The sequence below is a fragment of the Amycolatopsis sp. NPDC003676 genome (assembly GCF_053587275.1).
Map to the genome: position 1 here is coordinate 136,142 of NZ_JBSFNS010000008.1, position 14,382 is coordinate 150,523.

Consider the following 14,382-nt stretch of genomic DNA (forward strand, 5'->3'; position numbering starts at 1 on the left):
TCTGATTCTGTTATCTTGGAAGTTAAGAGAACTCAGTTCTGTTAACTTGGAGGGTGTTGTGATCACCTACGACAAGCTGCTGGTCGGCGGCGTCTGGACGAACCCGGCGACCGATCGGGTTTTGCCGGTCCGTTCGCCGCACGATCAGTCGCCGGTGGGTGTTGTTCCCGAGGCGGGCGTCACGGACGTCGACCGCGCGGTGGCCGCCGCGCGCGAGGCGTTCGACCGCGGGCCCTGGCCGCGGATGGCGGTCGAGGACCGCATTCGCGTGGTGCGCCGGTTCAACGAACTGCACGCCGCCCGCGCGGACGACCTGGCCGCGCTGATCACCTCGGAGAACGGCTCGGCGAGCTGGTTCACCACCTGGCTGCAGCGCACTTTGAAGGACAGGATCGACGAGTTCGCCGATATCGCCGCCGAGTACGACTGGGAGACCTCGCTGCCGGGGCAGGGCGGGCACCGCACCGTGGTGCGCCGCGCGCCGGTGGGCGTGGTTGCGGCGGTCGTGCCCTGGAACGCGCCGCAGCAGTCGGCGCTGGTCAAGATCGTCCCGGCGCTGCTGGCCGGCTGCACGGTCGTGCTGAAGCCGTCTCCGGAGACCGCGGTCGACAGCCTGGTGCTGGCGGAAATCCTTGCCGCGGCGGGCTTTCCCGAGGGAGTGGTGAGCGTGCTGCCCGCGGACCGGGAGGTCAGCGAATACCTGGTCTCGCATCCCGGGGTGGACAAGATCGCGTTCACCGGCTCGACCGCCGCCGGTCGCCGGATCGCGGCGATCGCGGGGGAGCAGCTGAAACGGGTCAGCTTGGAACTGGGCGGCAAATCCGCCTCGATCGTGCTGCCGGACGCCGATCCGGCGGAAGTGGCGGCGGGGCTGAAGCTGCTGTCCTTGGGGAACAATGGCGAGGCGTGCGTCGCGCACAGCAGGATTCTCGCGCCGCGCAGCCGCTACGGCGAGGTGGTCGACGCGATTGCCGCGATGATGGCGGAGCTGCCGGTGGGCGATCCCGCCGATGCCGGGACGTGGATCGGCCCGATGGTCAAGGAGCTGCAGCAGCAGCGCGTCCAGTCCTACATCGAAGCCGGGATCGCCGAAGGCGCGCGAGTGGTGCTGGGCGGCCCGGGCGCGCCGGATTCGCCGGGGCTGGAGAAGGGTTTCTACGTGCGGCCGACGCTGTTCGCCGACGTCGCCAACTCGATGAAGATCGCCCGGGAGGAGATCTTCGGACCGGTGCTGGCCGTCATCCCGTTCGACACCGAGGACGACGCGGTCGCCCTGGCGAACGACTCGGTGTACGGCCTGGACGGCGGCGTGTGGACGACCGACCCGGAACACGGGCTCGCGGTGGCGCGCCGTGTCCGGACCGGCAATTTCACGGTGAACGGGGCGCCGCGGGACATGGCGGCGCCGTTCGGCGGGTTCAAGGCGAGCGGGATCGGCCGGGAATACGGTGCGGCCGGGCTGGGCGCGTACGCCGAATACCAGTCCATCGGAGTGTGACAACCGGCCTGCTCGGGGGCGTTCCCGCACGTCAGGTGTTGAGGTGTGCGCGGCAGAACGGGGTCGGCTTTTCGATCGCCGGGGCGACGAGGGCGTTTTTGTCGGTGCTGCTCACGCCGAGCCCTCGCCCCCGGCCAGCCGCAGACGGCAGTTGGCGGCCGAAAAGCCGATTCTGCCGGGTAATTCTTCCCGGCCGTCGCTGAGCTGTTACTGCTGCAGGGAATTCGCGGCGTCGCGGATCACGTCGAGGACGAAGTCCGCCCGCAAGATCGAGCAGCTGCGCACCGCGCAGGAGACCGGCGTGCTCGACCCCAGCTGGGACCCGATGGACATTCTGGTCATCGTCAGCCAGATCGCCATGGCCTGGGCCGATCAGCCCGACATCCCCGCCGGAGCCGGAACCGACCGCGACGCCTTCCTGGCCGCCCGGCGAGCGGCCATCGTCGCCGCCGTCGAGCGACTTTTCCCCGCCACTGCATCCCGTACGGCCGACGGGGCCGCCTGACTGTCGCCCTGGAGCCGACGGGCTTGACAACGGCATCGGATTTCCTTGCGCAGCAGTCCTTCATGGTGGTGACAGACACGGCGCACAACAGGTGACAACCACCCCGCACAACCGAGCAGTGGTTCCCACGCTGCGCGCCGCGCCAGTGACAACTAAAGCGCACGGTCACAGCCAGTGTGACTGTGAGCTTTATCTGTCGCTTGTGAGGAGGTAGTTGTCACCGCGAGCGTGCAGGGCTCGCCGGTTTCGCTCTGTCGAGGCGGGTCGTGAGTCGGAAGGGGCAGGCGGTCGTTGCGGGTGAGTGTTGTGGCGAAGGTCGGGAATGCGCAGTGTCGTTTGCGGGGGCCGGTCGATCCGCGAGGCGGTGCTGCGGCGACGGCGGAGCGTCTCGGTGCTGGTGTCTCGTTCTTCTGCGGCGGGTCGCCCGCGATGCCCCGGACGGCACGATTCTTCTGTGGTCCAGACAGCGCGGGGCGTTTCGCCGTGGCTCCCTCCGTTACCGCCAGCCGGTGCCCGGGGCTGGTTTGCGGCCTGCGGCCATGCGCATCGCGGCGATCGTGTACCCGCAGAGCAAGGCGAGACCTGCCCATCCGGCGAGCGGGAAGTATCCGGCCGAGGGTGCGTAGTGCGCGGTCGCCTGCGGGTACTCCACGAGCGTCTGCTGGACGGCGAAGGCGGCGGCGGGGGTGAGCCGCAGCAGCCATTCGGAGACCGTGTCCGGCAGCAGGGGGAGTGTTGCGATGGCGTAGGGCAGGGCGACCAACGACAGTCCGATGAGGATCGCGGCCCAGCCGCGGCGCAACCACACGCCGAGGCCGTAGGAAAGGACCGCGCTCAGCGCGAGCACTGCCGCGAGGCCGGTAGTCAATCCGACGACGGCCAGGGCCGACGCCGGCTGCACCGGGATGCCGTTGCTTTTCAGGATCGCCATGCCCACCGGGACGACCACGCCGACGGCGACCAGCCCGGTGGTGGCGGCGGCCGTCCCGACAACGGCCGCGCGGGCGGCGACAACCCGTCGGGAAGCTTCCTCGCGAGCCGTGCGGGCGCCGTAGCGGGCTGCGGCGACAAGCACGATGATCAGCGCGACCAGCAGACCGGTCAGGGTCTTCTCGGCGCTCAGTGCGCCCGCCTCGCCGAGCGGTCCGATGTCGCCGGTGCCGCTGACGGTGATGACACCGTCCTTCTCGACCGCGCCCGACGCGTTGTGCTTCTTCTCCCAGTCGGTGCGGTTCATCTCGCCCACCGGCTCGCTGGCCCAGCCGCTGGTGCCGCCGCCTTCGACAGAAACGTGGTCGAAAGTACCGGCAGCTTGGGTGAACCGGACTTCCTCGGTCGCTCCGCCGAGCGCGGTCTTGCGGAGGGTGAGGTCACCGGGCGAGGTGGCGAAGAGGCCGACCTGCACGGTGTCCGGCAGTCCGTCGAGGGTTGCCGTCGCGACGGTGTCCCACTCTGCGCCGTCGGCGGACTCGGAGCCGGTGATGGTGTCGCCTGAGCGGGTCAGGCGCAGCCAGCGCGGAAACAGTTCCGGGACACCGCCCGCGCGACCGGCGACATCGTGCTTGTAGTCGTGCTGGAAGCGCATGCCGTGGCTGCCGGTCATCATGAGCGCGGCGTACTGCGAGCCTTGCCGCAGGCCGTCTTTGACGATGATCCCGGTCTTCGCCCACGGCACCAGCCCGGACACGATCCGGTCGTGGTTCGGCGGAGGATAGGTGATGGTCCCGGTCATCGCGGTCAGCCGGACCGTGATCCTTCCCTCGCGGCCCAGGTTCCGGTGGAGAAACCAGAAGCTGTCGCTGACGACAGAGCCGTCCTCGGCGACGGGAACGGCTGGGCACGGGCCGTCGCAGGACGAGCTGTTGCGGGCCGCGCCCAGCAGGCCGAGCGCGATGACGGCGAGGGCCGCGGCGATCAGGGCGATCAGGCGGGCCGGGCGGCGGAAGGCGGTCCATTCCCGCCGGAGGAGTTCGGTGGTCGACATGCCGTCGGTTCTACGGACGGGGGCGTAACACGGCTGGAACCGGCGTTGTCATGCCGTTGTTAGGCCGGCCAGGGCATGCTGGAGGCGTGATCAGGATACGCAGCGGAACCGTCGGCGCGCGGTTCACCGTCTTGTACGCCACCGGTTTCCTCCTCTCCGGCGTCGTGCTGCTGGTCCTGACCTTTTTCCTGTCCGGCGGCAGCGTGAGCAGCGTCGCCCCCGGCGGGGCTCTTCCCGTGCAGGGCAGCCTCGCCGAGTCGCGAGAGCTCATCCGGGAGCTGACCGGCCAGCTGGACGCGGTGCACTCCCACCAGGCTCGTCAACTCGCGGCCGGTTCGCTGGTGGCGCTGATCGTGATGGCGGTCGTCTCGCTGCTGCTCGGCAGTCTCCTGGCGCGGCGCGTGCTGCGGCCGTTGCGGCTGATCACCAGCGCCACGCGACGCATCTCCGCCGACAGCCTGGACCGGCGACTGGCCGTCACCGGTCCGGCCGACGAGGTGAAGGACCTCGCCGACACCATCGACGGGCTGCTTGAACGTCTTGAAGCATCGTTCGCCGCGCAACGCCGCTTCGTCGCCAACGCCTCCCACGAACTGCGCACGCCCCTGGCGACGATGAGGGCGTCGCTGGACGTCGCGGTCGCCAAGCCCCGCACGGCCGGCTCGACGATCGCGCTCACGGACCGGCTGCGTCCCCAGCTGGATCGGGTCGATCACCTGCTCGACGGGTTCCTCGTGCTGGCCAGAGCGCAACACGGCGCGCTGGCCGACGCCGCCCAGGTCGATCTCGGCGAACTCGTCGGCGCCGCGCTGTGCGAACGGTCCGCCGACGCTCACGAGAAAGGCTTGACCGTGGCGGTGGACCTGCCCGCGGCAGCGACGGCCCAGGGCAGCCCGGCCCTGCTCGCGCGGCTGGTGGACAACGTGGTCGACAACGCCGTCACGCACAACGAGCACGGTGGCTGGATCGAGATCACCGGCTCCGCGACCGAGGAGGGGACCGTGCTGGCCGTCGAGACCGGCGGGCGGGTCCTCGACCAGCAAGAGGTCAGCAGGCTGGCACAGCCCTTTGAACGGCTGGGCGAGGAACGCACCGGCTCCTCCGGACTCGGACTGTCCATTGTGGCCGCCGTCGCCGCCGCCCACGGCGGCAGCCTCGATCTGCTCGCCCGCCCCGAAGGCGGCCTGCGCGTGACGATCACCCTGCCCGTCGCGAAGACGCCGGTCCCGGCATGAGGATCCTCGTCGTCGAAGACGACCACGCCCTCGCCGAGGTCGTCGCCGAGGGACTCCGCGACCAAGGAATGGCCGTCGACCTCGCCCACGACGGACTGACCGCCGCCGCCAAACTCGACCTCGCCGCGCACGACGTCGTCGTCCTGGACCGAGACCTGCCCGGCCTCCACGGCGACACGCTGTGCCAGATGATCACCGAACGGGCGGACCGGCCGATGGTGCTGATGCTGACCGCGGCGAGCGCCCCCGGCGACCGGGTCAGCGGGCTGACCCTGGGCGCCGACGACTACCTCGCCAAGCCCTTCCACTTCCCCGAGTTGATCCTGCGCATCCAGGCACTCGCCCGGCGCAAGCCGCACGCACGCCCCAGAACCCTGCGCACAGCCGGGATCGAGCTGGACCCGGTACGCCGCACCGCTATACGCGACGGACGACAACTCAGCCTCTCGGTGAAGGAGTTCGCAGTCCTCGAAACGCTGCTGCGCGCGAGCCCCGGCTTCCTGAGCGCCGAGACCCTGCTCGAACAGGTTTGGGACGAGAACGCCGACCCCTTCACCAACACCGTCACGGTCACGATCGGCAGGCTTCGGCGCAAACTCGGCAACCCGCCCATCATCACGACGACCCCAGGAATCGGCTACCGCATCGACTCACCCGCCACCCCGCGACCGCACGCGGCCGAATGACGCGACCCGGACACCGCACCGCGGCGTTGCCAGACGTCGACTCTCGCCCGACCTTCCCGGCGGCCGCACACGGCCTCGTCAGCGCCGGCGACGACTAGCCGTCTTGCCATGACGCTGACTTCCCCGTTCGCCGCACTACGTCAACGTGGTGACAGATACGGCGCACAAAAGGCGACAACTATGCCGCACAACCACGCCACAGCTCCCAGGTCGCGCGCACTGCGGTGACAACGCTCTATCTGTCACTTGTGCGCGCTAGTTGTCACCGGGTTTGTTGTGCGGCCGGCCGGTCTCGTTGCGTCGAGGTTCATCGCGATGTGGCAGTGGTAACCGTCGCTGGCGCTCGCGAGGTCGTGGGCATGGCCGTCGAGGATGCCGCGGCGCGGGTGCGTCATCGGCTTGTGGGTGAGGCGACGGAGTTCGTCGTCGGAGGATGATCGGTCGTCCCGGCGGTGTGGGGCGGCTCGGCGACCTCTCTCGAGACGTTCGGCCGCCACCGTCCTGGAGCGGGTTGCCGCTGAGGGGAAGGTGGTGGCGGGGTCCGTGGTCAGCCGTCGCAGGCGGGGACTGCCGTCGATCGCGCGGCAGACGGGAACGAGCGCGGTGCAGTAGGGGGAATACGGGTTGGCGGGTTCGCGCAAAACGCGCAGGCCGTGCGTACCGGCCGCACAGAGATCGCGGAAGCGCTCCGCCGCCGCACGATCTTGCACGATGCGGTGGCACCGTCAACGCGGACGTGACGGCAGGCGGTCGGTGTGCGCGGCGTTCTCGAAACAGGAAATCTCTCGCCCGGCAACGGTTCCTGACCGGAACCGCGGAGCCGGAAGCTTGGCTGTGCGCCCAGCGCCGCCCGAGTCTCTTGTGGACGGACGATTGCCGGACCGCGAGAGACCGGGCGGCGTCCGGCTCAAGCCACGGCGACGGGAGCCGACCCTTCGAACCGGTAACCGATTCCCCGGACCGTGGTGATCGGCTGCAGATGCGGGTTCAGCCTGGCTCGCAGTCTGCGGACGTGGACGTCCACGGTGCGGTCGTTTCCCGCTTGGCTCGGCCACAGGGCTTCTTTCAGCGCGTTCCGGGTGTAGACGTGGTCGGGATGGGTGCACAGAAAGTGCAGCAGGTCGAATTCGAGCCGCGTCAGCGGGAGGGCGGTGCCGAGCAGGGTCGCGCGGCGGGCGCCGGTTTCGATGTGCAGGACCGGGTCCGGGACCAAGACGAGGCGGGATTTCGCGCTCGGGGCGGTGAATCGCCGGGAGGCAGCGGCGGCTTCGGTGCGCACGACCTCTCCTAGCGTGGCTTCCAGCTTTTTCGCGACGAAGTGGGCTTGACCGGACCCGCCGGGCAGAGCGATCCGGATGTGCACGTCGAGAAACTCCGGATCCGGGCGCCGTTGCGCGTGCGTCGTCATACCGTGCATTTTCGGACAGGGCGGCGACTCGGCGAAACACGTCCGGCAGATGGAACGGTGTGCCCCGAACGCCCGCCGCGAGCCGGGCCGCGTGGATCGGACCGCGGCCGGAATTTCGCCGGTGCCCGGGGCCGGCTCACGATCCGGGCACCGTTGACACTTCACGAGTTCTCTTCGTAATTTCGGCGTATGGCACCGAGTTGGAAGCTCACGCGAGGGACGGCGGCGGACGGCCGGATGTGCTGTCACTGAGACGTTTTCCGTGACCATCCGACCCGAGGGGGGCTCATGCGCGGCGCCGCCGAACGTTCGGCCGATCTCGAGCGCTTGCTCGCGCACGGGCCGTTCCCGCTGGCTCTGCGCGCTGCAATCGAAGACAGCGGGCTGTCCTTGGACCGGGTCCGGCACCGCCTTGCGCGGCAAGGCTTGGCGGTGAGCGTGCCGACGCTGAGCCTGTGGCAGTCGGGACGGAGGAGGCCGGTGCGAGTCGAATCGCTGCGCGTGCTGTCCGGGCTGGAGCAGGTGCTCGAACTGCCGCCCGGTTCGCTCCGGACGCTGCTCGGCCCGGCACGGCCCCGGAGTCGTCAGCCGGTCCACGGGCGCCCGGTGCGGCTGGCAGCGGTGAGCCTGCACGATCAGGCCGACATCGACGAGCACGGCGGGCTGTCGGAGGTGCGTGCGCGGCTCGTGCTGCGTGCCAGGACTGCTGGGGCGGAACGGTTTCCGGTGTGCTGGGAACTCGTGCCGGGTGTGCTTCCGAAGGTCGTCGCGGACCGGAATTGCCGGGTGGGCACTGTCGAACACGATCTTGAGCGGAGCCAGTTGACCGCGGAACTCGTTTTGGACTCCGTGCCGGCGGCGGGGGAGTCGGTGGTCGTCGAGTACCGCGCGGTGTTCCCGGCTCGGCCGCCGGTGCGGAGTTTCGTCCGGATCTTCGATCGCAAAGTCCGGGATTACCTTCTGGAAGCCAGATTTTCGGTGCTGCCCGCCCGGTGCGTCCGACTCCGCGAAAGCGGGACGAGCCGGGACCTCGTGCCCGATTCGGCCGGGATCGTGCACGTGGCCGAGGCGGACGCGGCGGGCCGAGTCGGGATCCGCTGGCAGCACAGTAATGGCGGGGTCCCGGCGTGAATGCCGGGACCCCGCCGTTTTCCGGGGGCGGCGTCAGGGCTTGACGCGCAGAGTCCGGTTCGGGGTGTCCTTGCCCGGGTTCGCGACCAGGCCCGGGGTCGAGTCGGCGATCAGCGCCTGGGAGACCTGGGCCGCGGTCGCCGCGGGGTGCCCGGCGAGATAGAGCGCGGCGGCGCCGGCGGCGTGCGGAGCGGCGAACGACGTGCCGTTGCCGGTGTAGGCGGCGGTGTCGTCGGTGTTCCACGCCGAGGTGATGCCGACTCCGGGCGCGAACAGGTCGACTCCGGCTCCGTAGTTGGAGAAGGACGCGCGGGTGTCGGTCTTGTCCGCGGCCGCGACGGTGATCGCTTCGGCCACCCGGGCCGGCGACGTGGTCGAGACGTCGGCGTGGGAGTTGCCCGCGGCGACGGTCCAGGTGACGCCGGAGCTGATCGATTTGCGGACCGCGGTGTCGAGCGCGGTCGAGACTCCGCCGCCGAGACTGGCGTTGGCGACAGCGGGTTTCCTGGCGTTGGCGGTGATCCAGTCGACCCCGGCGATCACCCCGGACGTCGTTCCGCCGCCGTCGGATCCGAGGACGCGCACCGGGTACAGCTGCGCGCCCTTCGCGACGCCGTACTGCGAGCCGGCGATGGTCGCGGCCACGTGCGTGCCGTGCCCGTATTCGTCGTCGGCGTCGGTGTCGTCGTCGACGAAGTCGTAGCCTTGGTGCACCCGATCGCCGAAATCCTCGTGGGTGGCGCGAATTCCGGTGTCGAGCACGTAGACGTTCACGTTCGACGCGGTCGTGGAGTAGGTGTACTTGTGGTCCAGCGGAAGGTTTTTCTGGTCGATCCGGTCGAGTCCCCAGGAAGGCGGGTTTTGCTGCACTTCTTCGGTGTGCACCCGCTTGTCCTGCTCGACGAACGCGACCGCCTTGTCGGCGGCGAGTCGTTTGGCGTGTTTTTCGTCCAGGCGAACCGAGAAACCGGCGAGGTTCTGGTGATAAATCCGGCTTACCGTGCCGCGGTAGCGACTGGCGAGTTCGGCGCTGTTCGTGGTGGCCGCACCGTCTTTGAAGACGACGATGTAGCTGTCGTCGATCCGGTTGGCGTAGGTCGTGCCGAGTACCACGCCTTCCGCGGCCTGAGCGGAAGTGACACCGGTGACGACGACGGCGGCCACCGCGGCGACGGCGACTCCGGCGGATCTGGCTGCGCGCATTTCTGCTCCTTCGGGGTGAGGGGGACACTCCGAAGCTATGGCTTGTCGTGTTTCGTCAGAAGGGGCGGCTTTTTGCGCGTTTGCGCCGAGTTTGCGTTGCCGCCCAGGGTGGTTTTCACTCCGGCGAAAGCATGTTCCCGTCAGCTGGACAGCGCGCGTGCGTGCCGCAGAACGAGTTCGGCAGCTTCCGTCGCGCTCGTCACGGCAGTGTCGATGACCAAGCGATCGCGATCCCAGGTCTCGTACTCGCGGTCGACGACCTGCTGCCAGGTGGGAAGCTCGAGCCCGGGGATGTCGACAGTCCGGTTTTCCACGCGGTCGCGGTGTTCGGCGGGCCGGGAGCAGACGAGTTCGACTTCGAGGGTCCACGCTCCGTGCCGGTCGCCCGCGTTTTTCCAGGCGTCGCGGGTGATTTTCAGGGGATTCACGCATTCGGCGACCACGGTGACGCCGAGGTCGAGCTGGTCGCGGGCCAACGCGTATCCGATCAGATATCCGGCCGCGCGGGGGCGTTCCGGAAGTTCCCCCGAGTCCGCCAGGGCCTGTTCGATCCGGTCGATGCGCAGATACGCCGCGCGAAGCGCGCGGGCCACCGGGGCGGCGACGGTCGACTTGCCGGTGCCGGGAAGCCCGCCGAGCAGGATCAGGCCGGGCTTGCTCATCCTTCGCGATCCGCGAGCACGTCGCTCCACCAGCGTTGCGCGACCTTCGGGTGCGAGCGCAGCCAGCCGATCAGCGCGTTCTCGCCGAACGCCGCGTGCAGCGGGTTGTCCGGATCCTGGCTGACCCCCTTGGCTTCCGCCGCCAGGTCCGGCGGCAGCGCGAGCGGTTCCACGACTGCGTCGAGCCGCGGCCCGAGAAAGAACGGCACGGAGAGCCGCTCGGTCCCGGCGGGCGGGCTGACCACGCGGTGCCGTGTCGCGGTCAGGTAGCCCTGGGTCGCGATCTCCAGCATCTCGCCGATGTTGACGACGAAGCTGCCCGGGACCGGGGTGGCGTCGATCCAGCTGCCGTCGGACGCCTGAACCTGCAGGCCGCCGATCTCGTCCTGGTGCAGCAGCGCGAGATAGCCGTAGTCCTTGTGCGCGCCGACGCCTTGGTCCTGTTCCGCCGCCTGCCGCCCCGGGTACCGCACGATCTTCAGGTGCGTGTTCGCTTCTTCGTCGAACCAGGCGTCGAAGTACTCTTCGTCCTGGCCCAGCGCGGCGGCGAGCGCGCGGAGCACTTCCCGGCTGACGCGCAATGCCTCCGCCTGCCACGCGAGGGCCGTTTTCCGCAGCACGGGAAGGGTTTCCGGCCACTGGTTCGGACCGATCAGCCGCTGCCAGGCGGGACCCACACCGGCTACCGGCTCGCGTTCCGGGCCGATGTCGATCTGCTCGCGCCAGTCGGGAGCGCCGCCGGTGCGCTCGTGACCGGTCCGCGTGTACCCGCGGAATTGCGGTGACCGGACGTTCTCGATTGCCAGCCGCTCTTCGACTGGCAATGCGAAGAACTCCTTGGCCGCCGCGAAGATTCCGCGGGTCAGCTCGCCGGAAACCCCGTGCCCCACCACGTAGAAGAACCCTACGTCGTGCGCGGCGGTGCGCAGTTCCGCCAAGAACGCGGCCCGGTCGGCGGCGGGGCCGCGGAAGCGCGAGATGTCGATCAGCGGCAAAGCTTGCTTGTCAAACGTCGTCACGTCAGCAGCCTAAGGACCGCTCTCTGGTTCGTACCGGAGTCTCACATCGCGGGCAGCGCCGCCTGCGGGCGCTATTTCTGCCACCCCACCGTCTCCGGCAGCGGAGTGCCGAAAATAGTCGCGCCGATGTTGGCCAGGCCTTGGGAGACGCCGTAGATCGAGGGACCGCTGAACAGCGGGAGGGATCCGTAGAGCGCCAGCCCCTTGCGTTCGATCTCGTTCGCCTAGCGCGAGCCCTCGTCACGGCTGGGCAAATACTCTTCTTGTCTCCGCGTCGTATCCGGGGCACGGTTCCCGCCGCGTCTCGACATCGTTCAGGACCGGCCGAATCGGAGCTCCGGGTTGCCAAGAGATCGTCGTCGACTTGCCCGGTGGTCGCCGCGCTGCGCCGAGGACGAAACGCCGACCTGGACGGGGCAGGGCGTGATCGCGGAGATCGGGTGGGTTCGCGCGGGCGCGCCGGGAACACCACAGCACGCCACCGGCGCGGGGTGGTGACGTCCCGGCGTCCGGTCCCCGGGCTCTGATCCGCTGTCCGGTCCGGCCTGGTTTGGCCGGGACCGGCAGGGGAAACCGGCGGGGAGCGGACGAAGGAGGGGACCACATGAACGCGCCGCGCCAGGTGGCCGTCGGGGTGCTGGCCGACGGAGGGCTGCCGGAGCAGGTGATCGCCACGATCGCCGACGAGCTCCCCGAAGTCTTCGCCGCCCGGGTGGACGGGCGGACGCGGTGGCGGGTGGAGCACGAGGCCGACCGGCTCCCGCTGGACGAAGACGGCGACATCCCGATGCGCACGCTGTCGCGGCGGCACCGGCAGGATCGGGGCTGGGATCTGCTGGTCCTGGTCACCGACCTGCCCCGGCGCGCGGGAACCGACCCCGTCGTCGCCGGTGTCGACGTCGAGCACGGCGTCGCGATGATCTCGCTGCCCGCGCTGGGAGCCCTCCTCGTGCGACGCCGGGCACGGGCGCTGCTGGTCCGCGTGGTTCGGCAACTGGTGTCACCACAGCTCGGGACCGACGGCGATCGAGGCCGGCGCGCGACTCTGGCACGGCTGCGGGAAACGCTCGCCCCGACGCGGCGGCTGCCCGGTGAACGCCACCCCTCCGCGACGCACCTGGCGCTGGTCGGCCTGCGCGGCCGGCTGCGGCTGCTGGCCGGGATGGTGCGGGACAACCGCCCCTGGCGGCTCGTTCCGCACCTCGCGGGCGCCACCGCGGCGGCGGCCGGGACCGCCGCCTACGGCATCATCACCAGCTCGTTCTGGAAGCTCGCGGATGCGTTGTCCCCGCTGCGGCTGGCGGCGATCACGGTGGTCGCCGTCCTGGTCATGACGGTGTGGCTGACGGTGCACAACCATCTCTGGGACCGGCCTTCCGAAGCCGCCCAGCAACGCAAAGCGCTGCTGTACAACGTTTCCACGGCAACCACGCTGGCGATCGGGGTGGTGTGCATGTACGCGATCCTGTACGTGCTCGCGCTGCTCGCCGCGGCGGTCCTGATCGACAGCGGCTATTTCGCGCAGGCACTGGGGCGCCCGGTCGGCGCGGGGTCGTACTTGAGCCTGGTGTGGCTGTGCAGTTCGGTCGGCATCGTCGCCGGCGCGCTCGGATCGAGCCTGGAAGACGAAGAGACCGTCCGGAACGCGACGTACGGCCGTCGCGAACGGGAACGCCAGGAGCGAAACCGGCTTCGGCGGGAAGGACCGGACGTCCGGTGACGGGGAATGTCCCCCACGCAGGCCACGCTAGTCCCGAAGCGGCTGCTTTCCGGTCTCGAACTCGCCGCGGTCGGCGCGCTCGCACACGCCGCGCCAGAATTCGAGGGCGGCGTATTCCATGCCCAGCCCGAGTTCCAGGGTGATCATCCGGTCGGCGACCTCCTCGATGCGGCCGAAGCGGCGGCGCATCTCCTCGTATTCGGCGATCCGGCGCTCGTGCTGCTCGACCTGCCCCTTCGCGAGCTGTGCCACGTCGTCCGGTCCGGCCAGTTCGCTGAAGAAGAGCTTGATCTCCGCCACGTCGCGCAGCTCGAAGTGCTCGTCGACCGGCTCGGCCATCCGGCCGCGCAGCGCCTTCCGGCCGGCCTCGGTGATCGAGAACGTCTTGCGCCGGCGCCCCGAGTCTTCCTCGTCGAGTTCCAGCAGCCCGGCTTCCTCGAGCCGCATGACGCTCTCCTCCCCGTCGTGGCCGTCCGGACGGGCGCACGTCCACCTCGGCAACATGACTGCGCAGGTATTCCCGTGAGCGCTCCTGAGCCCGTCGCCCCGCGAATCGGCGGTGCGGAGTTCGCTTCTGCCGAATTCACCGGACCGAGGCCCGGCTTTGTCCGGCGGTGGACGGAACTCTCATGCCGGATCTGCTGTGGTGGCCGGGTGGGTTTTGCGAAACGGGCGGTCGGCGGGCAGGAGCGGGTGGCGGTGTGGGTGCGTCATCAGTTCACGGTGAACGAGGCGGTCGAGGCGGTGCTGGCTTCGCACGCGGCCGCCTATGGCGGCTCGCTCAGCGTGGCCGTGGGGGAGTTGTCGGTGCGGGGCGTGCGCGCGGATCTGAGGCGCGCCGGGCGCGGGCGGCAGTCCGGCGGAATGCGGGCGCTGCCGGTCGATGCGGAGTCCGTCGTTCGGCGTTTCCAGACGGCGCGGGTGCGGGGTCAATTGGTTCGGCTGGGGATGTTCCCTGCCGCGGCTGCGGGCGGTCGGGGCGAGGGCGCGGCCCAGGAGGTCGTGGTGGAGCATCAGTTCACGTTCGCCGAGGCGGTGGCGGCGGTGATGGGGGTGAAGTCCATGGTGCGGCCGGTGCCGGGACGGCGGATCGTGCCGTTGACCGCGGGGGAGGTCCGCAGCGCGTTGTGGTGGTCTGCCGGGCACGGTCCCGATGGCGTGCTGATGGAGCAGTGGCGCGCCGAGCCGGCGGACGGGCCGTTGAACCGGCTGGCCGGCTGGGTGCGCGGCGAACTCGTGCGGCTGCGGGTGTTCACCGGTCCGGCTGCCGAGCGTGGGTGATCGTCCGCGCTTAGGCTCCGTGCTCGGACGAGCGCGTGGAGCGGAGGGTG

The 14,382-nt window shown here is 69.8% G+C and carries 15 protein-coding genes; 7 read left to right on the top strand and 8 right to left on the bottom strand.

What is annotated here, in order from left to right; all coding sequences use genetic code 11:
• Window positions 1-58 precede the first annotated feature (58 nt).
• Window positions 59-1,498, top strand: a complete 1,440-nt coding sequence (locus tag ACWDNU_RS07560) for an aldehyde dehydrogenase (protein WP_449668172.1) — start codon at window positions 59-61, stop codon at window positions 1,496-1,498.
• A gap of 207 nt (window positions 1,499-1,705) precedes the next feature.
• On the opposite strand, the gene ACWDNU_RS07565 is transcribed toward ACWDNU_RS07560, so the two are convergent.
• Window positions 1,706-1,831, bottom strand: coding sequence for a hypothetical protein (locus ACWDNU_RS07565; protein WP_449668202.1), 126 nt, complete (start codon window positions 1,829-1,831; stop codon window positions 1,706-1,708).
• Between ACWDNU_RS07565 and ACWDNU_RS07570 the strand changes: the two genes are divergently transcribed.
• Window positions 1,800-2,003, top strand: a complete 204-nt coding sequence (locus ACWDNU_RS07570; RefSeq protein WP_449668201.1) for a hypothetical protein — start codon at window positions 1,800-1,802, stop codon at window positions 2,001-2,003. The genes ACWDNU_RS07565 and ACWDNU_RS07570 overlap by 32 nt on opposite strands.
• A 496-nt stretch (window positions 2,004-2,499) precedes the next feature.
• On the opposite strand, the gene ACWDNU_RS07575 is transcribed toward ACWDNU_RS07570, so the two are convergent.
• Window positions 2,500-3,987: a hypothetical protein gene (locus tag ACWDNU_RS07575; RefSeq protein WP_449668173.1), complete on the bottom strand. Its 1,488-nt coding sequence runs from the start codon at window positions 3,985-3,987 to the stop codon at window positions 2,500-2,502.
• 86 nt (window positions 3,988-4,073) lie between these two features.
• On the opposite strand from ACWDNU_RS07575, the gene ACWDNU_RS07580 reads away from it, so the two are divergent.
• Window positions 4,074-5,222, top strand: a complete 1,149-nt coding sequence (locus tag ACWDNU_RS07580; RefSeq protein ID WP_449668174.1) for a sensor histidine kinase — start codon at window positions 4,074-4,076, stop codon at window positions 5,220-5,222.
• On the top strand, window positions 5,219-5,908 hold the full coding sequence (locus ACWDNU_RS07585) for a response regulator transcription factor (RefSeq protein WP_449668175.1): 690 nt from the start codon (window positions 5,219-5,221) through the stop codon (window positions 5,906-5,908). Before ACWDNU_RS07580 ends, ACWDNU_RS07585 begins: the two co-directional genes overlap by 4 nt.
• A 242-nt stretch (window positions 5,909-6,150) precedes the next feature.
• Here the strand turns inward: ACWDNU_RS07585 and ACWDNU_RS07590 are convergent, their stop codons facing one another.
• Both ACWDNU_RS07590 and ACWDNU_RS07595 read right to left on the bottom strand, forming a co-directional pair.
• Window positions 6,151-6,618 carry a hypothetical protein gene (locus tag ACWDNU_RS07590; RefSeq protein WP_449668176.1) on the bottom strand — a complete coding sequence of 156 codons (468 nt, stop codon included), beginning with the start codon at window positions 6,616-6,618 and terminating at the stop codon, window positions 6,151-6,153.
• Between the two features lie 197 nt (window positions 6,619-6,815).
• Window positions 6,816-7,316 (bottom strand): winged helix-turn-helix domain-containing protein, encoded by a 501-nt coding sequence (locus tag ACWDNU_RS07595; protein WP_449668177.1) that lies wholly within the window; start codon window positions 7,314-7,316, stop codon window positions 6,816-6,818.
• A 288-nt stretch (window positions 7,317-7,604) separates the two neighbouring features.
• On the opposite strand from ACWDNU_RS07595, the gene ACWDNU_RS07600 reads away from it, so the two are divergent.
• Entirely contained in the window at window positions 7,605-8,447 is an 843-nt protein-coding gene (locus tag ACWDNU_RS07600; RefSeq protein ID WP_449668178.1) for a hypothetical protein, read from the top strand.
• A gap of 33 nt (window positions 8,448-8,480) precedes the next feature.
• On the opposite strand, the gene ACWDNU_RS07605 is transcribed toward ACWDNU_RS07600, so the two are convergent.
• The 3 genes from ACWDNU_RS07605 to ACWDNU_RS07615 form a co-directional block, all read right to left on the bottom strand.
• Window positions 8,481-9,650 (bottom strand): S8 family peptidase, encoded by a 1,170-nt coding sequence (locus ACWDNU_RS07605; protein WP_449668179.1) that lies wholly within the window; start codon window positions 9,648-9,650, stop codon window positions 8,481-8,483.
• A gap of 140 nt (window positions 9,651-9,790) precedes the next feature.
• Window positions 9,791-10,312, bottom strand: coding sequence for an AAA family ATPase (locus ACWDNU_RS07610; RefSeq protein WP_449668180.1), 522 nt, complete (start codon window positions 10,310-10,312; stop codon window positions 9,791-9,793).
• Window positions 10,309-11,331 (bottom strand): isopenicillin N synthase family dioxygenase, encoded by a 1,023-nt coding sequence (locus ACWDNU_RS07615; protein ID WP_449668181.1) that lies wholly within the window; start codon window positions 11,329-11,331, stop codon window positions 10,309-10,311. The genes ACWDNU_RS07610 and ACWDNU_RS07615 overlap by 4 nt, the downstream gene beginning before the upstream one ends.
• A 604-nt stretch (window positions 11,332-11,935) precedes the next feature.
• Between ACWDNU_RS07615 and ACWDNU_RS07620 the strand changes: the two genes are divergently transcribed.
• Window positions 11,936-13,051 carry a hypothetical protein gene (locus ACWDNU_RS07620; RefSeq protein ID WP_449668182.1) on the top strand — a complete coding sequence of 372 codons (1,116 nt, stop codon included), beginning with the start codon at window positions 11,936-11,938 and terminating at the stop codon, window positions 13,049-13,051.
• Between the two features lie 27 nt (window positions 13,052-13,078).
• On the opposite strand, the gene ACWDNU_RS07625 is transcribed toward ACWDNU_RS07620, so the two are convergent.
• Entirely contained in the window at window positions 13,079-13,498 is a 420-nt protein-coding gene (locus ACWDNU_RS07625) for a PadR family transcriptional regulator (RefSeq protein WP_449668183.1), read from the bottom strand.
• A gap of 207 nt (window positions 13,499-13,705) precedes the next feature.
• Between ACWDNU_RS07625 and ACWDNU_RS07630 the strand changes: the two genes are divergently transcribed.
• Complete coding sequence (locus ACWDNU_RS07630; RefSeq protein ID WP_344284203.1) at window positions 13,706-14,332, top strand: hypothetical protein; 627 nt, start codon at window positions 13,706-13,708, stop codon at window positions 14,330-14,332.
• The last annotated feature ends 50 nt before the right edge of the window (window positions 14,333-14,382 follow it).